We start from the raw sequence: 20,789 nt of genomic DNA, 5'->3' as shown, positions 1-20,789 counted from the left end.
CACGCGGAGTTATCTCCGCTGCCGGTTTTGCTACAGTAGTGGACTCTTTTGGCCAGCGGTGACGAATCGATGGCGTCAAAATGACATTAAAGGCACTTTAGTATCACTCGAAATGTGATAGATTTCTCGCTCGTAAGCTAGCCAGATCGCAGCGCCATGACGGCCGCTCGCCACCCGTTCAAGGAGGATGCCGGTGCAGTACCATCACGTCCGTCGTTCGTTGTCGACGGCCATTCGCTCGTTGATGCCCTTTGGCCGACGGCCTAATACCCTTCGCTTCGCCGCGGCGCCTGTCCGCCGTAATACATTGCCGCTCACTGCCCGCCTCTTTGCGCGGGGAGCCCGGCCCATCACGAATTTCCCACAGCGCAGTCATCCGCCCCGCGCAGCCTGACGCTCGCTACCTGCGACGCGCCATGGCGGCGCTCGTCGCACCTATTCATTCATCCGCCGACCCACGACGTAAGGGGAAGTCATGTTCAGCAACGCCATCCTGCGACCGACCGCGCTCGCCGTAGCCATTTCGCTCGGCCTGAGCGGCTGCGCCAGCATCGACAAAGGCCTTGGAGATTCCAATGGCGCCACCGCCTGCGCTCTCGGTGGGCTCGCCGGCGCGCTCATTGGCGGCGGGTTGGCGGCAGCCACCGGCAAGAATGTCGGCGCTGGAGTGGCGGTGGGCGCGGCGGTGGGCTGTGGCATGACCTACCTGTACCAGCAGCGGGTCAAGCGCCTGCAGGCCATTGCCAAGGAAGAGGGGATAAACATCCAGGTCACCGAGCTCACAGCCGCCGCGCCGGTTGGACAGGTGGCGCAGCCCGGCGCAGCTCCGTCGGTGGTCGGCATCGAGGCGCAGGTGCAGGACAGCTCGATGTTCGATATCGGCTCGGCGCAGGTCACCGTGGATGGACAGCGGCAGCTGCGCAAGATCGCCCAGGCACTGGCTGAAGGTCGCAACGATCCGAAGAACGCGGGCAAGAAGATTCTTGTTGTCGGCCACACCGATGCCACTGGCCCGGCCGAGTTCAACCAGCGCTTGTCCGAGCAGCGTGCTCGCGCGGTGGGCGGCATTCTCGCCGAGGTTGGCATTCCGGCCAGCGATATCTACTACCAGGGCGCCGGTGCATCCCGGCCTCTGGCGGACAACGCCACTGAGGCCGGTCGGGCGAAGAACCGCCGTGTCGAGATGACCGAAGTGGATAGCCAGCAACTGCTGGTGGAGCGCGTACGCGCCGAACGCAACAATCCCAAGTACCTGGCCCATGGCACTGCCAGCCCGGCCGCCAAGCCGGCAGACACGCCCGCCCGCACTCAGGCCAAGTCTGCGCCGCTGCCGGTTCCTCAGGTGCAGCCGGAAGAAACCGTCGAGGCGCAGGCGGCCCAGCCGAGCAGCATCAGCCTGCCGGGCAAGGGCAGCATCGACTTCGGCGGTAACCCGGTGCTCAGCACCACCTCGACTCTGGCCCAGGGCATCAAGCCGAAGGCCTCGACCTTCAGCCTGATCTCCCCGGCCTACGCGGCAGTACCCGCCAGTTCCTGCATCGGCGACATGCCGCGCAGCGAAGGCGAGGTGAAAAACCTCGCCACCGGTGCAGCGCTGGACGAGCCGGACACCACCGACTACCTGCCAGGCATGAATGGCCGGCCCTGGGGCAAGGTCGTGAACGGCCACGTGGCGCTGGTCGGTCCGGTGTCGATCCTGCGCGAAAACGCGCTGGTGGTGGCGCAACCGGAGATGCAGTTCATCGCCAACTACAAGGCCGGCGGCAAGAAGCAGTCCGCGAAATTCCCGGGCGTGGCCAACGCCTACGAGGGCGAAGACAAGGTGCTTTACCGGGTGTTCGCGACGGACCCGGCGGAGTCGCCGGTCACCTGCATGGACATCGTCTTCGACAAGCGTTCGGGCCTCGCCACCGGCGGGGAGATCTACTACCCGAAGCAGGGCCAGGCCTACGTCGCCAACTTCCAACCCATTCGCAAATAACGAGAGCTGACCATGTTCGATACGATTCGAGCGTTCTTCCTCGCCTACTGGTACATCGTGGTGCCGGTGGTGACCCTGTGCTTCCTGGCCATTCCGGTGATCGTGTACTGGAGCGAGGTGCGCTACTGGCTGATGAACGTGCGCATGCGTCTGCCGCTGGTGGGGCGCATCCGCGGCTGGGTTCGTCACCCGGGCGACCGTGACAAGTCCGGCTTCCTCTCCTCGGAGAAGGAGCTGTGCTCCTTCTATGCCAGCTACTACCAGGGGCACAAGGTCGACAAGAGCTTCTTCAAGAAGTGCGAGAACTACCTGGCCAAGGCCAACGAGGATGGGCGTCGCGAGAAGAACCTGGGCATCTGGGCACTGATCATCGTGCTGATGCTGATCGAGGCCACCGCCTTCGGCTACGCCCTGGCGCCGTTCGCCCTGACCCTGGCCACGCCGAAGACCGCCATGGTCGGCGCCTTCGCCATCGGTCTGGTGATCTCCATCATCTGCCTGCTGCTCTCCGAGTTCGCCGGGCGCGAGCTATACAAGAACTCCGTGGTCGGGCACATCATGTCCTTCGAGGATCTGCGCGGTGGCGGCGACATGGGCGACATGGTGCGCAAGAACATCATCACCATCGACAACACCAATGACGACGATGCCCGCCCCGAGTTCCAGCAGATGCTCAACCGCGTGCGCGCACCCAAGGACGGCGCCATGCCGGCCAAGCGCTTCCGCGTGGTCTCGGCCTACACCGTGTTCATCGTGGTGCTGGCCTGCGCCGCCTTCTGGGTGCGGACTGAAACCCTGAACGCCCAGGAAGCCGAGCTGATCGCCAATCCGCCGGCGGTGAGCCAGTCCGCCGACGATTTTCCCGCTGGCAGCGACAACGACTTCCCGCTCACCGACGACATGGCCAGCCTGAGCCAGAAGTCCGCCGGCAAGAGCGCACAGGACCAGATCGATGCGCTGCACCGTGCCTCGCTGGTGACCTTCGCTGTGCTGAGCGTGCTGTTCGTGTTCATCCAGACCACCTCGACCTTCCTCGCCTATATTTTCGGCTTTGCCGGCACCCATTCGCGCAAGGCCTGGGAGCTGACCCACGGCTTCGCCAACGCCGACGAGTTCCAGCGCTTCCACGACAGCAAGGCGCGTTCCATCGCGGTGGACGCCCAGGCTGCCCTGGGTACCCTGCAGGCACTGCAGATGAGCACCTTCCGCGTCAGCGCCGACGACAAGGAAAAGACCAGCCAGAACCTGCTGCAGCGCACCTTCGAGAACTATCTGAAAGTGGAGGACATCAGTGCTACCGAATCCATGGCCAGCCAGATGGCGCAGAAGTTCCTCAAGACGGCCATCGGCAAGGTTCAGTCGCTGATCGATGACGGTGAGCTGAGTGCGGCGGCGCGGGTGTTCAACGAATTCGCCCCGGGCGTTTCCAACATCAGCGATGACAACCCGGAACTGGGCAGCCTGAAGCAGAGCTTCGAGGCGTTCCGCCCGATGTTCCAGCCGGCTGCGGCGCCCGTCGCTGCCCCGGCCCCGGCTGTGGTTGCCACCCAGAACGTTGTGGTCGAGCCGGTCGTGGCCCCGGTCGCGCCAGGTGCTTCTGTGGCTGAGGCGGCCGCCGCCGCGCCGACGTTCGACAAGAACGCCTGGGGTGATCTGACCGACTTCGAGGACGAAGACCTGCCCCATGTGGCCGCCAAGCATGGCGTTGAAGTCACCCTGTTGCGCCGCGCACGCAAGCTGCAGCTGCTGGAGAAGGCCTGATGAAACTGCGAGGCCTGCTCCTGGCACTGGCTTTCGCGCCCGCCGCCCTGGTGGCGGCGGAGCGCAACGATGTGCCCAGCTGCTACGCCGCTGCCAAGGTCGAGGAGTTCCGTACCCCGGCATCGGGTCGGATGCTCACCGTGGTGGTGGACCAGACCACTCCACTGACCCAGGACCTGCAACGCGCGGCCTGGGGACACATCAAGCGTTTCATACAGCCGGGCGACAAGCTGCGCCTGTACAGCTTCAGTGCCTATCTGGACGGGCACTACACCCAGCTGCGCTTCGCCGGCGAGCTGGAACGTCCGCTGCAGGCCTCGGTGATCGAGGACGTGCCGATGATGTCCACGCGCAAGCTGGATAATTGCCTCAAGGGACAGCCGCAGGTCATGTTCAAGCGCTTCGGCCAGGCTTTCTCCCAGGCGATGGGGGCCTCCAGCAGCGATATTCCCCGCAGCGAGATCCTCTTCTCGCTCAAGGAGATTGGCCAGGACATGCGGAAGGCGGAGGGAGTGAATGACAACGTCGTCTTCCTCCTCTCCGACATGCTGGAGTACAGCGACTTCGGCAGCTTCTACATGGCCAACGGCATCCGCACCATCGACCCGACGGCGGAGCTGGCCAAGGTGCAGAAACAGAACCTGATGGCTGACTTCGCTGGCGCGCGGGTTTACGTACATGGCGCGGCCTTCGTTCCGACCACGGCGAAGAATGGCTACCGCAGCGGCAAGATGATCCAGAACCTGCAGGGCTTCTGGTCTGCTTACTTCGAGAAGTCCCACGCCGAGCTGCGCGGCTTCGGCAATCCCGAGCTGACCTCTGCCCTGGAGTGATCGATCGATGTCGGCCCCGGTGCGCCGCGTGGCGCCGGGGGCGGGCTCACTTGGGGCCTGAATGCTGAATCGTCTACCGGGATGCGGCGCCGCCACAGGGTTGCAGTTTCGGTTCGCCGCTTCGGGCCGAGTCGCGGACTCGGCAGCGATCTAGCGGGGATCGGCTGTCATCGCCGTGCAGAATGCGGTCCATTGTCGCGTTTGGAGGGGATGCGGGAGGAACGGGATGACTCGGCGATGGCAATTGGCCTACAGTTCGTAGGCCCTTTGCTGAGGGCTACCCAAGCGGCTGTTGCGGACAGGATGTCGGCAACAGCCGTTTTCTTTTGTGCGGCGCATCTGCCCGGCCCGTCGCGCCGCCGCGCCCGGGCCGAACCACGCGCGTTCCGGCCACCGCGCCGCTGCCCCTCCCGGCGCCGCCGGCCGCCCCTGCGGCGGCCTTTTGCCATGCACCGTCCGGGCCATTTTCGGTCGACCCCCGTGGCCTCGCATGTTACGGTCCAAAAGACTCCTTCAACCGTCCGTTGCGGCTTCACAGGCGCAACGGCACGAGCTGCAAACGGAGAAATGGCTTATGTCACGTCCCCCGCAACGAGGACCTGTCGACACGGCCATGGCCCCGCTCAGCGAGGTCTCAGCCGCTGCGCTGCTGCAACTCTGGCTTGGCCAGCACACGCAGACCGCAGTGTTCCTGGATGTCGACGGAACCCTTCTGGATATTGCCGAAACCCCCGACGCGGTGCGCGTCCCGCCCGGGCTGATCGATGCGCTCACCCAGCTGCACCGGCGTCTCGACGGTGCCCTGGCCCTGGTCAGCGGCCGCCCGGTCGAAGACCTCGACCGGCTGTTCCACCCCCTGCGCCTGCCCGCCAGCGGCGCTCACGGCGCCCACTGGCGCGAAACCGGCGACAGCCCGCTGCGCCGCACCACCCGCGACCTGCCGGCCTGCGTGCGCGTGCAGCTCAACGCGCTGGTCTGCGCCCACGCCGGCGTGCTCGCCGAGGACAAGGGCAGCAGTTTCGCCCTGCATTACCGCGCCGCCCCCGACAGCGCGCCGGCCCTGCGCGTGGCCCTGCAGGCGCTGCTCATCGCGCCGGAAGGCACGGGCCTGCGCCTGCTCGGTGGCAAGCGGGTCTACGAAATCGTCGCCGAGGACGTCGACAAGGCCGAGGCCATCCAGCGCCTGATGACCACGCCGGCCTTCGCCGGGCGCCGTCCGCTGTTCGTCGGCGACGACCTCACCGACCAACCCGCCCTGGCCCTGATGCCCAGCCTGCACGGGCTGGGGCTCTCGGTCGGGCGCATGCTGCCGGGGGCGAGTGCCGTCTTCGCCGACGCGGCGGCGGTCCGTACTGCACTCATCACGGCGGCAGGAGGAAACGATCGATGACTGAACGGCACGATGGAGCACTGGAACTGGGCCTGATCGGCAACTGCCGCGTGGCCGCCCTGGTCAACCCGCTGGGACGGCTGCTGTGGTGGTGCTACCCCAACTTCGACGGCGACCCGGCGTTCTCCCGGCTGCTGGCCGGCGACGAGGAAAAGGGCTTCGCCGACGTGCTGCTCGACGGCCAGGTCAGCCACGCGTCCGAGTACCAGCGCAACACCGCGATCATCACCACCATCCTGCGCGACGACAGCGGCGGTGCCGTGCGCATCACCGACTTCGCCCCGCGCTTCCTGCAATACGGCCGGGTGTTCCGCCCGGCCCAGCTGTGCCGGCTGATCGAGCCGCTGGAAGGGCTGCCGAGGATCACCCTGCGCGTACGCCCGACCCACGGCTACGGCAAGCCGCGCCGCAGCGTGGCCGGCTCCAGCCACATCCGCTACCTGGACGGCGACGAGCCGATCCGCCTGACCACCGACGCGCCGCTGTCCTACCTGCTCAACGAAACCCGCTTCGCCCTGCGCCACCCGGTGAGCATGGTGATCGGCATGGACGAGCCGCTGGACAACGCCCCTGGCGACGTCGTGCGCGACTTCCTCAAGCGCACCCAGGACCACTGGCACGACTGGGTGCGCGGCCTGGCGATCTCCTTCGAGTGGCAGCAGGTGGTGATCCGCTCGGCCATCACCCTCAAGCTGTGCAACTTCGAGGAAACCGGCGCGATCATCGCCGCCGCCACCACCTCGATCCCCGAGGCGCCCGGCTCCCAGCGCAACTGGGACTACCGCTACTGCTGGCTGCGCGATGCCTACTTCGTCATCCTCGCCCTCAACCGCCTGGGCGCCACCCGCACCATGGAGGGCTACATCGACTTCATCACCACCGTGGCCAGCGGCGACGCCGAGCTCAAGCCGCTGTACGGCATCGTCCCCGACATGGACCTCACCGAGCGCAGCGAGCCGGACCTCGCCGGCTTCCTCCACCACGCCCCGGTGCGCGTCGGCAACCAGGCGGTGGAACAGAACCAGCACGACGTGTTCGGCTCCGTGGTGCTCGCCGTGCTGCAGAGCTTCGTCGACGACCGCCTGCCCAGCCCCAGCAGCGACGGCATGCTGCAACTGCTCGAATCCCTCGCCGCCAAGGCCGTGTACGCCGCCTTCAAGCCCGACGCCGGCATCTGGGAATACCGCGGCCGGCAGCGCATCCACACCCATTCCGCGCTGCTCTGCTGGGTCGCCTGCGACCGCGTCGGGCGGCTCTGCGGGCGGCTCGGGCGCAAGAACGCCGCGCGCGACTGGATGGACAGGGCCGCGGACCTGCGCGAGCGCATCCTCCGCGAGGCCTGGAGCGAGAAGAAGCAGTGCTTCACCGGCAGCTTCGGCCTCGACGACCTCGACGCCAGCGTGCTGCTGATGAATGAGCTGGGCATCATCGAAGCCGACGACCCGCGCTTCGTCGCCACCGTCGACTGCATCGGCCGCGAACTCAACGTCAACGGCCACCTGCTGCGCTATGCCGCGCCGGATGACTTCGGCGTGCCGGAAACCGCCTTCCTGGTGGTCAAGTTCTGGTACCTCGACGCGCTCGCCGCCATCGGCCGCCGCGACGAGGCGCGCGCGCTGTTCGAGGAGCTGATCGCCGCGCGCAACCGCTACGGCCTGCTCTCCGAAGACCTGCACCCGCACACCGGCGAACTCTGGGGCAACATCCCGCAGACCTACTCCATGGCCGGGCTGATCAACTCGGCCATGCGTCTCTCCATCGGCTGGGAGGAAGGTCTATGTCGCGCCTCGTGGTGATCTCCAACCGGGTCATGGTGCCCGACGAAGCCCACCCGGCCGCGCCCGGCGGCCTCGCCGTCGCGGTGGAGGCCGCCATGCGCCAGCGCGAAGGCCTCTGGTTCGGCTGGAGCGGGCAGGTGGCCGAGGAACCGGGCCCGCTCACCACCCTCGAACGCGGCAACCTCACCTACATCCTCACCGACCTGCACCCGCAGGACTTCGACGAGTACTACAACGGCTTCGCCAACCGCGTGCTCTGGCCGATCCTCCACTATCGCGTCGACCTCGCCGAATTCAGCGAGGCCGACTTCGGCGGCTACCGGCGCGTCAACGAATTCTTCGCCGAGCGCCTGAGCCCGCTGCTGGAGCCGGACGACGTGCTCTGGGTGCACGACTACCACCTGATCCCGCTCGCCCTGGCCCTGCGCGCCCGCGGGCACGCCAACCGCATCGGCTTCTTCCTGCACATCCCCATGCCGCCGGCGGACCTGCTCACCGCGATACCGCATCACGCCGAACTGATCCGCGCGCTCACCGAATACAACCTGATCGGCTTCCAGACCGAGAACGACGCCAGCAACTTCGCCCGCTACCTCACCCGCGTGGTCGGCGCCGCCACCCCCGACGGCCGCCGCTACCACCTGGAGGACCAGCACTTCCGCGTCGGCGTGTTCCCCGTGGGCGTGGACGCCGCCGGCTTCCGCAAGCTGGCCGAGGAAGCCTCGCAGAGCCCGGCCGCCGACGACCTGCGCGAAAGCCTCGGCGGCCGCGCGCTGATGGTCGGCGTGGACCGCCTCGACTACTCCAAGGGCATCGTCAACCGCCTGGACGGCTACGAGCGCTTCCTGGAGCGCTACCCCGAGTGGCACAACCGCGTGACCTGCCTGCAGATATCCCCCGGCAGCCGCCAGGACATTCCCGAATACGCCGACATCGACGCCGCCGTCAGCGCCCGGGTCGGGCACATCAACGGCCGCTTCGGCGCCGTGGCCTGGGTGCCGCTGCGCTACGTCGGGCGCAACCACCGCCGCGAGGACATCGCCATGGTCATGCGCCACGCGCGCATCGGCCTGGTGACGCCGCTGCGCGACGGCATGAACCTGGTAGCCAAGGAATTCGTCGCCGCGCAGGACCCGGACGACCCCGGCGTGCTCATCCTCTCCCAGTTCGCCGGCGCCGCCGCCGAGCTGGGCGGCGCGCTGATCATCAACCCCCACGACCGCGACGCCCTGGCCGACGCCATCAACACCGCCCTGCGCATGCCGCTGGGCGAACGCCGGGCGCGCCACCGCGACATGTACGCGGTGCTGCAGGCCAACGACATACGGTTCTGGGGGCCGAGCTTCATCGATGCCTTGACGAGGCCGGGGAGGGCGCTGAACTGGTTGTCGAGCCATTACCTCAGCCACTGACACTCCTGCGCTTTGGTGCACACTCCTGTAGGAGCGAGCTTGCTCGCGAACCCGCTCGACGCCGGCCCTGCCGGCGGATCGCGGACAAGGTCCGCTCCTACGCCTGCGAGGTGCACCGCTTTCGTAGGAGCGGAGCTTCTCCGCGATGCTTTTTGTCTTTCGGGGTTGGGTGTTTCTGCGCCGCTTCGGCGTGTGCTGAGAGATTTGGTTTCGCCCTCCCGGGCGAGTCCCTTTTGGCGTCCCAAAAGGAACCAAAAGGACTCGTCCCGACATCCGGGTCTTCGCTTCGCTCAGACTTCCCTCCTTCCGGTATTGCTCCGAGGGTCGGCTTGCAAGGGCCATCCATGGCCCTTCAAGCCTCTCGCGGCATCCATGCCGCTCGCCCCTCTGCGCAATACCTCCACTCGGCCTCCTGACGGGACTCTGCGCGCGCCTGCGATTTCGGTGTGACAGGCAGAGCAGCGGCTGAAGGATTTGCACGTCGTAGGATGGCGTGGAGCGAAGCGATGCCCATCGACAATCTGCGCTGAGATGCTTTTCGTAGGAGCGGACCTTGTCCGCGATCAGCCCCGCTCAAGAGCTTCGCGGACAAGGTCCGCTCCTACGAGAGCAGGCCCCGAGTGCGCTGGGCTTTGGGCTTTGGCTCTTGAAGACTTCCAGAGAAACATCCGCGCGCGCCGGAGCGCCCCTTCAGGAGGCCGAGTGGAATCGGAGTTTCAGGGGTCGAGCGGCATGGATGCCGCGAGAGCGTTGTCGGGCCAGGGATGGCCCGTCAACGCGGGCCCCTGAAACTTCGATGGAGCGAGGGAATTTTTCGCCTAGGCGAAAAACCGGATGCAGGGGCACAGACCTTTGCCTACTTTGGGGCACTTGCCAAAGGAGGTCGCCCGAGGGGGCGAAACAAAATCTCCCCGAACACACCGAAGCGGCGCAGAAACACCCACCCCAAAAAATCGACGAATACCCCCAGAAGCATCACTTACCCCCATTCCCGGCGGGATCTAGCCGGTTTCCACGGCAACAACCCCCACCTGCGACACTTCGTTCGAATAACATCGATTCAACCCGGCCAAAGCGCGCAAACCCGCTGAAACCGGGCCTTTGCACAGTCCCAGGCCCCACCCCGACACCCCGACCGCCCGTCAAATACCCCCACTTGAGTGAAAAAAAACTACCAATTCCGCGCGCCCCATGTATTCTGCTCGCGCTGCCTGCCCGGTAAAGCGCCGCGACTTGATGTTCTGTCTATTCGATGTTCCATCTCCTCGGCACCTCTTCACTACGCATTCAGCTCATGGTCGGTCGGTGTTCGGCCGGCCCTTAGCAATCAATATCTGGAGACAACATCATGTCCGATCGTCAAAACGGCATCGTCAAGTGGTTCAACGCTGAGAAAGGCTTCGGCTTCATCACCCCGGAAAGCGGCCCGGACGTATTCGTTCACTTCCGTCAGATCGAAGGCAACGGCTACAAGTCCCTCGACGAAGGCCAGAAGGTCAGCTTCGTTGTGACCGCCGGCCAGAAAGGCCCGCAAGCCGAGCAAGTACGCGCCGTCTAATCGACGCCACTTGTAGAAAAAGCCCCGCATTCGCGGGGCTTTTTCATTCCGGCGGCAAATGTCCGTCAGACACCGCCCTCATGGCCCGGCGCGCTGTCCAGGCGGTTGCGGCCGGCGGCCTTGGCGCGGTACAGGGCCTGGTCGGCGGCGGCGATCAGGTCGCTGGCGGCGATGTCCGAGCCGGCGGGCAGGGTGGCGACGCCGATGCTGACGGTCACCCGGCCGAGCGGGCTGCCGACGTGGGGCAGGTTGCTCTGCCAGAGGCGCAGCAGGATGTGCTCGGCCACGGCCTGGGCGCCGTCGCTGTCGGTGTTGGGCAGGATCACCGCGAGTTCCTCGCCGCCGTAGCGCGCCGTCAGGTCGCCGGGGCGGCGCACGTTGTCGGCCAGCAACTGGCCGATGCTGCGCAGGCAGTCGTCGCCGGCGGGGTGGCCGTAGGTGTCGTTGAAGCGCTTGAAGTAGTCGACGTCGATCAGCAGCAGGCCCAGCGGGGTCCGCTCGCGGTGGGCGCGGCGCAGTTCGGCGGCGAGGTGGTCGTCGAAGCTGCGGCGGTTGCGCAGGCCGGTGAGCGGGTCGCGCGAGGCGAGCACTTCGAGCTGGCGGTTGGCCCTGAGCAGCTCTTCGCGGGCGGTCAGCAGCAGGCCTTCGGTGCCGATGCGGCGCTTGATCGCGAGGATCATCAGGCTGCCGATGACGACGATCACCGCCAGCAGGCCGAGGGCGATGCTGACCGTGCGCAGGGCGTCGGTGCGCCACGCGGCCAGTGTTTCCTCCTTGCCCAGGGCGACCGCGGTCACCAGCGGGTAGCGCTCGTTCCGGCGGAAGGCGTAGATGCGCTCGATGCCGTCCAGCGAGGAGTTGAAGGTGGCGGTGCCGGCCGGGGTGTTGTCCAGGTAGCCGCTGAAGATCGGCGAGTGCGACAGCACGCGGCCCATGTCGCCCTGGCGGAAGGGGTAGCGCACCAGCACCTGGCCGTTGCGGGTGGTGACGCCGATGGCGCCGTGGCGGCCGACGTCGATCTTGCCGAACAGCCGGAGGAAGTTTTCCACGTCCAGGGTGGCGGAGATGACGCCGGCGAACCGGCCGTCGGGGTGGTTGTAGCGGCGGCTGACGGTGATCACCCACTTGCCGCTGCTGCGGCTGCGGATCGGCTCGCCGATGTGGGCGTCCGGCGATGGATCGTCGCGGTGGTGGATGAAGAAGGCGCGGTCGGCGCTGTTGGCGCCGGGCGGGATGTCGCCGTTGGAGGTCATCAGCCAGGCGCCGGTGGCGTCCTGGATGATGACGCCGTCGAGCTGGCCGAGCAGGGTTTGCTGGCGCTGCGCCAGGCGGCGCAGGCGCTCCAGTTGCGCGGGGCCGGTGCCGTCGAGTTCCAGGCGCTCGGCCAGGCCCAGGAGCAGCATGGAGCTCTGGGTGACGATGCCTTCGACGTAGGTGTCCAGCGCCTGGGTCAGGTTGAGGTTGTGGGTGTAGGCGTCGTCGAGGGTGCGCTCGCGGGCGGCCCACAGCTCCCAGGCGGTGGCCACGGTCACGGTCAGGCTGATGATCGACAGCAGGAGTACGGCAAGGCGTATGTCGCGCTTCACATGGGCCTCGTTGGAGATTTCTCGCCACATGGCGTGTGGACGGCCCGGACGGCCTGCGGGGGCGCCGGGTGGGGGAGCGGTTGCGGTGCCGCCAGGGTCAGGTCGAGGTTCGCGGCTTGTCCGGCGTCACGCGGGCACGGTCGTCCGGTGCGGTGCGGCGGGGTTGGCGCGCGGAGGCCGGGAGCGGAGGGCGGTGCTGGAGTGGGGAAGTGGGGTGCATCGTGTTTGCCGTCCTGGGCGAATGCTGGCCGGAGGCTAGATTAGGGGGACGACCCGGGCTCCGTCCACTGTGGAGCGGCTGGCGGGTGGAATGGTCCAGTCGATGTCGCTGCCAATGGATCTTTATGAGGTGCCAATGCGCCGGCATGATGGACGCCTCACGACGCTATCGAGGCCCGCATGTACATCCCATCGCATTTCCAGGAAACCCGCCCGGACGAGCTGCACCGGCTGATCCGCGAGTATCCGCTGGGCATTCTGGTGACCGGCCATGCCGGCGTGCTGGACGCCAACCACATTCCCTTCGAACTGGAACTGGCCAGTGACCGGCCGCTGCTGCGCGCCCACGTCGCCCGCGCCAACCCGGTGTGGCAGGAGGCCGACGGCGAGGAGGTGCTGGTGATCTTCCGTGGCGAGCATGCCTACATCTCGCCCAACTGGTACCCGAGCAAGCACGAGGAGCACCGCCAGGTGCCGACCTGGAACTACCAGGTGGTGCACGTGCGCGGCCGCCTGCGGGTGATGGACGAGGAGCGCTTCGTGCGCGGCGTGGTCGGGCGCCTGACCCGCGCCCATGAGGCGGGCGAGCGGCAGCCGTGGAAGATGAGCGACTCCACGCCGGAGTTCATCAGCGGGATGCTGGCGAATATCGTCGGGATCGAGGTGGAGATCGGCGAGATCGTCGGTAAGTCCAAGCTCAGCCAGAACAAGGAAGACCGCGATCGCCTGGGGGCCGCGGGGGAGCTGGAGACGCGCGGGAGTTCGGTGCTGGCTGGGGAGATGCGGGCGGCGAAGGAGTAGCGCGGCCTGTTTGCCCGCGATGTCGCTTGGGGCCGGCCTGGCGGGAGTCCGCTCCTACGGTTTCCGGGGCTGCTACCGCTCTCGTAGGAGCGGAGCTTCTCCGCGATGCTCTTTGGCGGGGCTGACATTTCGCGGACAAGGTCCGCTTGTGTCTGCTGACTTCGATAGGATCGAAGGTGAGAGCGGCGGGAAGCAAGCTGCAGGTCCGCAGTGTTAGTAGCACGAGTAGGAGCCCAAGCTGCCTCCCGCCGTCCTCTGACCAAAGCCCGAACAGTTGAACGAGCACAACCTCGAACCACAAGCGTGGGCAGTCAGAGCGCTCTCGCCATGCAGTTTACGAGGGTTGAAGCATGACGTGTTGGATCGGTATCGATGTTGCCAAGGACTCACTGGCCGTATGGTTCCGCCCACAGGGCAGGAGCTTGAGCGTTTCCAATGACGAAGCGGGACATCAGCAGTTAGTGACGCTCTTCGCCGAGGAGAAGCCCGGCCGCATTGTGCTGGAGGCTACCGGTGGATATGAGCGAGGCGTCCTGCATGCCTTGTCCCGAGCCGGCCACGCAGTCTCTCGCTTGAATCCCACACGGGTTCGGGCGTTTGCTACCGCCATGGGCAAGTTGGCCAAGACCGACCCCATCGATGCGGCCGTCCTGGCGCATCTGGCCCAAACGCTGGAGGAAGCCCCCAGTACGGTTCTTTCGCCGGAGCGCCAGCGGCTGCGAGAGCTGGTGCAACGTCGCGAGCAACTGGTTGGGCAGCGCGATGATGAGCGCCGGCGCCTGCAACAGGCCAACGACCCCTTTGTCCGCCAATGCCTGGAGGACGCCATCAAGGCCTTGAAGGCCAGAATTTGCAGCTATGACGAGCAAATCGCCGAGGCCATGGCTGCGGTGGACTCCGAGCAGGTCCAGCAACTCAGTCAGGTCAAGGGTGTAGGCCCGGTAACCGTCGCAGGATTACTGGCTTACCTGCCAGAACTGGGACAACTCAACCGTCGCCAGATCGCCGCCCTGGTCGGCTTGGCCCCTTACAACAGCGACAGCGGCCAGAAGTCGGGGCAACGCCGTATCCGCGGAGGGCGCGGCATGATTCGACGCATCCTCTACATGGCAACCTGGTCGGTCATTCGTTACCAGAAGAGCTTCGCTCTTCGTTATCACGGCCTACGCGAAAACGGCCGATGCGCCAAAGTCGCGTTGGTGGCCTGCATGCGAGTTCTGATCGTACGGCTCAATGCGATGGTCCGGGACGGCACTTGCTGGAGAACTGACTTCGAGTAAAAGACAGTTGCTCCTACAAGAGCTCGCCCTTTGGGAGCGGGGGATGCTGCCAGGGCCGGGGCCCTGGCTCCCGCGATGGTGGCGGTTCAGAGCCCTCCCAGCAGGTCGTGGGAATCCAGCAGGCGCCAGGCGATCTCCGGGTTCTTCTCCAGGCCCCGGCGGATCGCGGCGGGGATGGCCTGGCGGGTCTTGCGGCAGAGGCCGGGCTGCTCGTCGAAGTCGAACTCGATGCCGCGCATGGTGCGCACTTCGTTGAAACCGGGGGCGATGCGCAGGCGGATGCCGAGCTGATCGAAGAGCTTCTGCTGCATGCGCTGCAGGTCGGCGAGGTCTTTCAGGTTCTCCAGGCGCTCCAGCAGGCGCTGCTCCTCGTGCCGGGTCAGCAGCAGGATGCGCAGGTCGGCGCCGGGGTTCTCCAGCAGCCGCTCGCGGTGGCAGTCGCAGGCGCCGGGCGGGCATTGCTGGCGGAGCGGGGGAGTGGCGGTCATGTTCCCGATCATAGCGGGGGATCGGGGAATTGCGCAGGGGGAGCGGATCGGCGTTTGGCTGTCGTAGGAGCGAGCTTGCTCGCGAACAAACCCCGCTGCGGGGCCAGGGTTCGCGAGCAAGGACTGGGCGTCCCCCTCGTTCCTACAGGTTTCAGTGCGCCGGCTTGCGAATGGTCTTGAGCAGGTCTTCCGGGCTGATCTGCCCGACGATGTTGCTCACGCCGTCGCTGCCGGGCGTCGGCAGGCCGAGGATGTGGCCCTTGATCTTGCCGATCACGTGCATCTCGCAGGGCTTGCAGTCGAACTTCAGGGTCAGCACCTCGTCGCCGTGGATCAGCTGCATCGGCTGCACCTTGGTGCGCACGCCGGTGACGCCCTTGGCCTGTTTCGGGCAGAGGTTGAAGGAGAAGCGCAGGCAGTGCTTGGTGATCATCACCGGCACTTCGCCGGTTTCCTCGTGGGCCTCGAAGGCGGCGTCGATCAGTTGCACGCCGTGGCGGTGGTAGAAATCGCGGGCCTTCTGGTTGTAGACGTTGAACAGGAAGGACAGGTGCGACTCCGGGTACACCGGCGGCGGGTTGCTCTCGGCCTTGCGGGCGCCGCGCGGGTGGGCCTGCACGCGGGCTTCGGTGAGCGCCTCGATGGCCTCGCGGCGCAGGGCCTTGAGCTGGGAGTTGGGGATGAAGAACGCCTGCGGGGCGTCCAGCTCGATGCGGTCGGCGTGGTACTGGGTGGTGCCCAGTTGGCCGAGCAGGTCGTGCAGCTGGTCCAGCGCCTGTTCCGGCTTGTTGGCGGCGCCGAACGGGCCGTCCAGGGCGACGCTGACGCTGACGCCTTCCTCGCTGGTGGCGGTCAGTTCCAGGCGCTCTTCGCGCAGCCTGGCGACCCACGACAGGCCGACGCGGCGCTCGGCGGACGTCTTCTGCAGCGCCTGCTGCCAGTTGTGGTCGAGGTTGCGCGACAGCGGGTGGTTCGGGCGCAGGCGGTAGAGGCCCTCGGGCATCTCGTTGGGCTCGACGCGGTAGCGGTAGCGCTTCTCGCCGTCTTCCTCGAACTCACCTTTCGGCTCGGCGATGTTGGCGCGGAAGCCGACCACTTCGCGCTTGACCAGCACGTTGAGGCCGTCGCCGTTGGACAGCGGCTCCCGGGTCACCACCAGCAGGTCGCGCTTGCCGACCTTTTCCACGATGCCCACCGGCAGGCCGGTGAAGGTCGGCGAGTCGAAGGCGCCGATGTCGATCTTGCGCTCGCTGACGAAGTAGTCGGTGCTGCCGCGGTGGAAGGTCTTGTCCGGATCGGGCACGAAGAAGTGGTCGGTGCGGCCGCTGGAGGCGCGGGCCAGGTCCGGGCGCTCGGCGAGGATGCCGTCCAGGCGCTGGCGGTAATAGGCGGTGATGTTCTTCACGTAGCCCATGTCCTTGTAGCGCCCTTCGATCTTGAAGGAGCGCACGCCGGCGTCGACCAGCGCGCTGAGGTTGGCGCTCTGGTTGTTGTCCTTCATCGACAGCAGGTGCTTCTCGAAGGCCACCACGCGGCCCTGGTCGTCCTTGAGGGTGTAGGGCAGGCGGCAGGCCTGGGAGCAGTCGCCGCGGTTGGCGCTGCGGCCGGTCTGGGCGTGGGAGATGTTGCACTGGCCGGAGAAGGCCACGCACAGCGCGCCGTGGATGAAGAACTCGATGGCCGCGTCGGTCTGGTCGGCGATGGCGCGGATTTCCGCAAGGTTCAGCTCGCGGGCCAGCACCAGCTGGGAGAAGCCGGCCTGATCGAGGAATTTCGCCCGCTCCAGGGTGCGGATGTCGGTCTGGGTGCTGGCGTGCAGCTCGATCGGCGGGATGTCCAGCTCCATGATGCCCAGGTCCTGCACGATCAGCGCGTCGACGCCGGCGTCGTAGAGCTGGTGGATCAGCGCGCGGGCCGGCTCCAGCTCGTTGTCGTGGAGGATGGTGTTGATCGTGGTGAACACCCGCGCGTGGTAGCGATGGGCGAACTCCACCAGCTGGGCGATCTCGCTCACCTCGTTGCAGGCGTTGTGCCGCGCGCCGAAGCTCGGGCCGCCGATGTAGACGGCGTCGGCGCCATGCAGGATGGCCTCGCGGGCGATGGCGACATCGCGGGCGGGGCTGAGCAGTTCCAGATGGTGTTTGGGCAGGGACATGGTTTCTTCTTTATCAGGCGCGGCACGGGCAATCGCGCATTGTACCGGCCAAACGCCGCGCCGGCATCCGCGGCAGGCCGGGCGGCATGCAAGGCGAAGGGGCTGATCGGGTAGGAGCGAGCTTGCTCGCGAACGCACTGCACCGGATGGCCCGGCGTCAGGCAGGGTTCGCGAGCAAGCTCGCTCCTACGAAAAGCCTCTCCCAACGCCCGTTGCAAAACTGCAAAACGCCCCTGCAACCCTGTCTGTTCCGCGCTTCCGGGTGATCGGCAAAGATGGCTCCACGGTTCGGCACCACCCGCGAATCCGCCGAAACCGATCGATACCAAGACCCACCCACTCATGCAACGAAGAAGGAAATCCATCATGACCGCAACCGCCAAAGCCGCTCCGGGCAAGACCCTGCTGAACCCGACCGACCACACCCTGATCATGATCGACCACCAGTCGCAAATGTCCTTCGCCACCAAGTCCATCGACGCGGTGACCCTGCGCAACAACGCCGCCCTGGTGGCCAAGGCGGCCAAGGAGTTCAACGTCTCCACCATCCTCACCACCGTTGCCGAGAAGAGCTTCTCCGGGCCGATCTTCAGCGAAATCAAATCGGTGTTCCCCGAGCACAACGTCATCGACCGTACCAGTATGAATACCTGGGAAGACCCGCGAATCGCGGTCGAGGTGAACAAGTTCGGCAAGCAGAAGATCGTCCTCGCCGGCCTCTGGACCTCGGTGTGCATCGTTGGTCCGGCGCTGTCGGCGCTGGACCAGGGCTTCGAGGTCTACGTGATCGCCGACGCCTGTGGCGACGTGTCCACCGAGGCCCATGAAATGGCCATGCAGCGCATGATCCAGCTCGGAGCGCGGCCGATGACCTCCCTGCAATACCTGCTCGAACTGCAACGCGACTGGGCCCGTGGCGAGACCTACGACCAGACCGTGAAGACCTCCATCGAGCACGGCGGCGCCTACGGCCTGGGCCTGATCTACGCCAAGACCATGTTCAACGCCAGCGAAGGCCATTGATCGGGTCCCTTGCAGCAAGCCCTCCCTCGCTCCGGCGGGGGAGGTCACCCCAGGAGGCAGAGCCATGAACAGCCCAGTCGATCGAGAGTCCGTGACACTGATCATCCGCCACCGCGCCAGGCCCGGCCGAGTGGCGGACTACGAAGCCATCCTGCGCGAACTGACCCACGCCGCCAGCGAGTTCCCCGGACACCTGGGCGTGGACGTGATGCGCCAGGGCGACGACTTCACCTCCGTGCTGCGCTTCGCCAGCGCCAGCGAACTGCAGGTCTGGCTGGACTCCACGCAGCGCCGCGAGCTGATCGAACGCGCCACGCCGCTGCTGACGGACGGCGACCAGCAGGAACTGCACAGCGACCACGAATTCTGGTTCACCCCCCAGGCAGACGACCATCGGCAGCCGCCGCGCTGGAAGCAGGCGGCGGTCTCCTACCTGGTGATCCTGCCGCTGGTGATGCTGGTGCCGCAGCTCTGGCAGCCGCTGTTTACCCGGGTGCCGCTGCTGGGCGGCTTCGTCCCGGCCAACATGCTGATCACCATCACCATCGTGTTGCTGGTGGTCTACGTTTTCATGCCACCGGCCACGCGCCTGTTCTCCGCCTGGCTCAACGCCCGCTGACCCCCGAGGACCTTTTCCATGAATGCCGACCTGATCCTGACCAACGGCCGCTTCCACACGGTCGACCGCGAGAAGCCCAACGCCACCGCCGTGGCCATCGCCGACGGCAAGTTCATCGCCGTGGGCAGCGAAGCCGAGGTGATGGCCCTGCGTGGCGGCGCCACCCGCGTCATCGACCTGAAGGGGCGCACGGCGATCCCCGGTCTCAACGACTCGCACCTGCACCTGATCCGTGGCGGCCTCAACTACAACCTGGAGCTGCGCTGGGAGGGCGTGCCGTCGCTGGCCGACGCCCTGCGCATGCTCAAGGAACAGGCGCTGCGCACGCCCTCGCCGCAATGGGTGCGGGTGGTGGGTGGCTGGAACGAATTCCAGTTCGCCGAACGCCGCATGCCGACGATCGAAGAACTGAACCAGGCGGCGCCGGACACCCCGGTATTCGTCCTCCACCTGTATGACCGCGCGCTGCTCAACCGCGCCGCGTTGCGCGTCGTCGGCTACACGAAAGACACCCCGAACCCGCCCGGCGGCGAGATCGTCCGCGACGGCAACGGCGAACCCACCGGCATGCTGATCGCCCGGCCCAACGCGATGATCCTCTACGCGACCCTGGCCAAGGGACCAAAGCTGCCGCTGGAGTACCAGGTCAACTCCACCCGCCAGTTCATGCGCGAACTCAACCGCCTGGGCATCACCAGCGCCATCGATGCCGGCGGCGGTTTCCAGAATTACCCGGACGACTACCAGGTGATCGAGCAGCTGGAGAAGGACGACCAGCTCACCGTGCGCATCGCCTACAACCTGTTCACCCAGCGGCCCAAGGAAGAGCTGGCGGATTTCAGGAACTGGACCGGCAGCGTCAAGTACGGCCAGGGCAGCGACTTCCTCCGGCACAACGGCGCCGGCGAGATGCTGGTGTTCTCCGCCGCCGACTTCGAGGACTTCCTCGAACCGCGTCCGGACCTGCCATCGAACATGGAGGCGGACCTGGAGCCGGTGGTGCGCCATCTGGTCGAGCAGCGCTGGCCGTTCCGCCTGCACGCGACCTACGACGAGTCCATCTCGCGCATGCTCGACGTGTTCGAGAAGGTCAACCGGGATGTGCCGTTCAACGGCCTGCACTGGTTCTTCGACCACTGCGAAACCATCTCGCCGAAGAACATCGAGCGGGTGCGGGCGCTGGGCGGCGGCATCGCCATCCAGGACCGCATGGCGTTCCAGGGCGAATACTTCGTCGACCGCTACGGCAAGCAGGCCGCCGAGGCCACGCCGCCGATCAAGCGCATGTTGTCCGAGGGCGTGCCGGTGGGCGCCGGCACCGATGCCACCCGCGTCTCCAGCTACAACCCCTGGACCTCGCTGTACTGGATGGTCAGCGGCAGAACCGTCGGCGGCCTGGAGCTGTACCCGGAGGGCCTGTCCCGCGCCACCGCGCTGGAGCTGTTCACCCACGGCAGCGCCTGGTTCTCCAACGAGCAGGGCAAGAAGGGCATGATCAAGGTGGGCCAGCTGGCCGACGTCGCGGTGCTCTCGGCGGACTACTTCAGCGTGCCGGAGGAGGAGATCAAGGTCATCGAATCGGTGCTGACCGTGGTGGACGGCCGGGTGGTGTTCGGCAGCGGCGACTTCGAGCGCCAGGCGCCGACCGCGCTGCCGGTGCTGCCGGACTGGTCGCCGGTGGCCAAGGTGCCGGGGCACTGGCGCCCGCAGGCGCCGCTGGCACAGGCGGTGCACCAGTGCGCCGGGGCCTGCACGGTACACGGCCACGGCCACGAGCGGGCGCGGCAGTCGAGCGTGCCGGTGAGTGACTTCCAGGGCTTCTGGGGCGCCTTCGGCTGTTCCTGCTTCGCCTTCTGAAGACGCTGCGCGGGCCTCAGGGCCCGCGCTTTCTTTCCCTCCGGACGG

Annotated in this window: 15 protein-coding genes; 12 read left to right on the top strand and 3 right to left on the bottom strand. The window is 66.6% G+C overall.

The genetic code is table 11. The annotated features are described in order from the left end of the window. Positions 1-475 precede the first annotated feature (475 nt). From AC3B6A_RS16055 to AC3B6A_RS16025, 7 genes are all read left to right on the top strand, one after another. Positions 476-1,981 carry an OmpA family protein gene (locus AC3B6A_RS16055; protein WP_488398200.1) on the top strand — a complete coding sequence of 502 codons (1,506 nt, stop codon included), beginning with the start codon at positions 476-478 and terminating at the stop codon, positions 1,979-1,981. A 12-nt stretch (positions 1,982-1,993) separates the two neighbouring features. Then, a complete protein-coding gene (locus AC3B6A_RS16050; protein ID WP_488398199.1) occupies positions 1,994-3,742 on the top strand; it encodes a hypothetical protein in 1,749 nt (582 codons plus the stop codon). Next, the gene (locus tag AC3B6A_RS16045) at positions 3,742-4,575 is read left to right on the top strand and encodes a hypothetical protein (protein WP_488398198.1); all 834 of its coding nucleotides are present in this window, start codon (positions 3,742-3,744) and stop codon (positions 4,573-4,575) included. Before AC3B6A_RS16050 ends, AC3B6A_RS16045 begins: the two co-directional genes overlap by 1 nt. A gap of 613 nt (positions 4,576-5,188) precedes the next feature. Further along, complete coding sequence (otsB, locus tag AC3B6A_RS16040) at positions 5,189-5,965, top strand: trehalose-phosphatase (protein ID WP_488398197.1); 777 nt, start codon at positions 5,189-5,191, stop codon at positions 5,963-5,965. After that, a complete protein-coding gene (locus tag AC3B6A_RS16035; RefSeq protein ID WP_488398196.1) occupies positions 5,962-7,761 on the top strand; it encodes a glycoside hydrolase family 15 protein in 1,800 nt (599 codons plus the stop codon). The genes otsB and AC3B6A_RS16035 overlap by 4 nt, the downstream gene beginning before the upstream one ends. Continuing rightward, a complete protein-coding gene (otsA, locus tag AC3B6A_RS16030; protein WP_488398195.1) occupies positions 7,743-9,155 on the top strand; it encodes an alpha,alpha-trehalose-phosphate synthase (UDP-forming) in 1,413 nt (470 codons plus the stop codon). The genes AC3B6A_RS16035 and otsA overlap by 19 nt, the downstream gene beginning before the upstream one ends. A 1,348-nt stretch (positions 9,156-10,503) precedes the next feature. After that, a complete protein-coding gene (locus tag AC3B6A_RS16025; protein WP_017518411.1) occupies positions 10,504-10,713 on the top strand; it encodes a cold-shock protein in 210 nt (69 codons plus the stop codon). Positions 10,714-10,778: 65 nt separating this feature from the next. On the opposite strand, the gene AC3B6A_RS16020 is transcribed toward AC3B6A_RS16025, so the two are convergent. Beyond that, on the bottom strand, positions 10,779-12,299 hold the full coding sequence (locus AC3B6A_RS16020; RefSeq protein WP_488398194.1) for a sensor domain-containing diguanylate cyclase: 1,521 nt from the start codon (positions 12,297-12,299) through the stop codon (positions 10,779-10,781). 399 nt (positions 12,300-12,698) lie between these two features. Here AC3B6A_RS16020 and AC3B6A_RS16015 point away from each other — a divergent pair, with 399 nt between their 5' ends. Further along, positions 12,699-13,319, top strand: a complete 621-nt coding sequence (locus AC3B6A_RS16015) for an FMN-binding negative transcriptional regulator (protein WP_488398193.1) — start codon at positions 12,699-12,701, stop codon at positions 13,317-13,319. 350 nt (positions 13,320-13,669) lie between these two features. Continuing rightward, positions 13,670-14,599, top strand: a complete 930-nt coding sequence (locus AC3B6A_RS16010; RefSeq protein ID WP_488398192.1) for an IS110 family RNA-guided transposase — start codon at positions 13,670-13,672, stop codon at positions 14,597-14,599. 86 nt (positions 14,600-14,685) lie between these two features. Here the strand turns inward: AC3B6A_RS16010 and AC3B6A_RS16005 are convergent, their stop codons facing one another. Together AC3B6A_RS16005 and AC3B6A_RS16000 are read right to left on the bottom strand one after the other, a co-directional pair. Then, a complete protein-coding gene (locus AC3B6A_RS16005; RefSeq protein WP_488398191.1) occupies positions 14,686-15,087 on the bottom strand; it encodes a hypothetical protein in 402 nt (133 codons plus the stop codon). 151 nt (positions 15,088-15,238) lie between these two features. After that, the gene (locus AC3B6A_RS16000) at positions 15,239-17,242 is read right to left on the bottom strand and encodes a peptidase U32 family protein (RefSeq protein ID WP_488398190.1); all 2,004 of its coding nucleotides are present in this window, start codon (positions 17,240-17,242) and stop codon (positions 15,239-15,241) included. A gap of 366 nt (positions 17,243-17,608) precedes the next feature. On the opposite strand from AC3B6A_RS16000, the gene AC3B6A_RS15995 reads away from it, so the two are divergent. The 3 genes from AC3B6A_RS15995 (at position 17,609) to AC3B6A_RS15985 (ending at position 20,741) form a co-directional block, all read left to right on the top strand. Then, positions 17,609-18,265: a hydrolase gene (locus AC3B6A_RS15995; protein WP_488398189.1), complete on the top strand. Its 657-nt coding sequence runs from the start codon at positions 17,609-17,611 to the stop codon at positions 18,263-18,265. A gap of 64 nt (positions 18,266-18,329) precedes the next feature. Beyond that, on the top strand, positions 18,330-18,884 hold the full coding sequence (locus AC3B6A_RS15990; RefSeq protein WP_488398188.1) for an antibiotic biosynthesis monooxygenase: 555 nt from the start codon (positions 18,330-18,332) through the stop codon (positions 18,882-18,884). 18 nt (positions 18,885-18,902) lie between these two features. Beyond that, a complete protein-coding gene (locus tag AC3B6A_RS15985; protein WP_488398187.1) occupies positions 18,903-20,741 on the top strand; it encodes an amidohydrolase in 1,839 nt (612 codons plus the stop codon). Positions 20,742-20,789: the final 48 nt, after the last annotated feature.

It is taken from the genome of Pseudomonas sp. B12(2026), assembly GCF_057767015.1.
The sequence above is the reverse complement of the archived record's forward strand: the minus strand, read 5'-3'. Positions and strand labels throughout refer to the sequence as shown.

Coding starts and splice junctions, on each gene's coding strand:
- AC3B6A_RS16000 (WP_488398190.1), bottom strand. CDS start 17,242: ATGTCCCTGCCCAAACACCATCTGGAACTGCTCAGCCCCGCCCGCGAT.
- AC3B6A_RS16010 (WP_488398192.1), top strand. CDS start 13,670: ATGACGTGTTGGATCGGTATCGATGTTGCCAAGGACTCACTGGCCGTA.
- otsA (WP_488398195.1), top strand. CDS start 7,743: ATGTCGCGCCTCGTGGTGATCTCCAACCGGGTCATGGTGCCCGACGAA.
- AC3B6A_RS16015 (WP_488398193.1), top strand. CDS start 12,699: ATGTACATCCCATCGCATTTCCAGGAAACCCGCCCGGACGAGCTGCAC.
- otsB (WP_488398197.1), top strand. CDS start 5,189: ATGGCCCCGCTCAGCGAGGTCTCAGCCGCTGCGCTGCTGCAACTCTGG.
- AC3B6A_RS16050 (WP_488398199.1), top strand. CDS start 1,994: ATGTTCGATACGATTCGAGCGTTCTTCCTCGCCTACTGGTACATCGTG.
- AC3B6A_RS15995 (WP_488398189.1), top strand. CDS start 17,609: ATGACCGCAACCGCCAAAGCCGCTCCGGGCAAGACCCTGCTGAACCCG.
- AC3B6A_RS16005 (WP_488398191.1), bottom strand. CDS start 15,087: ATGACCGCCACTCCCCCGCTCCGCCAGCAATGCCCGCCCGGCGCCTGC.
- AC3B6A_RS16045 (WP_488398198.1), top strand. CDS start 3,742: ATGAAACTGCGAGGCCTGCTCCTGGCACTGGCTTTCGCGCCCGCCGCC.
- AC3B6A_RS16035 (WP_488398196.1), top strand. CDS start 5,962: ATGACTGAACGGCACGATGGAGCACTGGAACTGGGCCTGATCGGCAAC.
- AC3B6A_RS16055 (WP_488398200.1), top strand. CDS start 476: ATGTTCAGCAACGCCATCCTGCGACCGACCGCGCTCGCCGTAGCCATT.
- AC3B6A_RS15985 (WP_488398187.1), top strand. CDS start 18,903: ATGAATGCCGACCTGATCCTGACCAACGGCCGCTTCCACACGGTCGAC.
- AC3B6A_RS15990 (WP_488398188.1), top strand. CDS start 18,330: ATGAACAGCCCAGTCGATCGAGAGTCCGTGACACTGATCATCCGCCAC.
- AC3B6A_RS16025 (WP_017518411.1), top strand. CDS start 10,504: ATGTCCGATCGTCAAAACGGCATCGTCAAGTGGTTCAACGCTGAGAAA.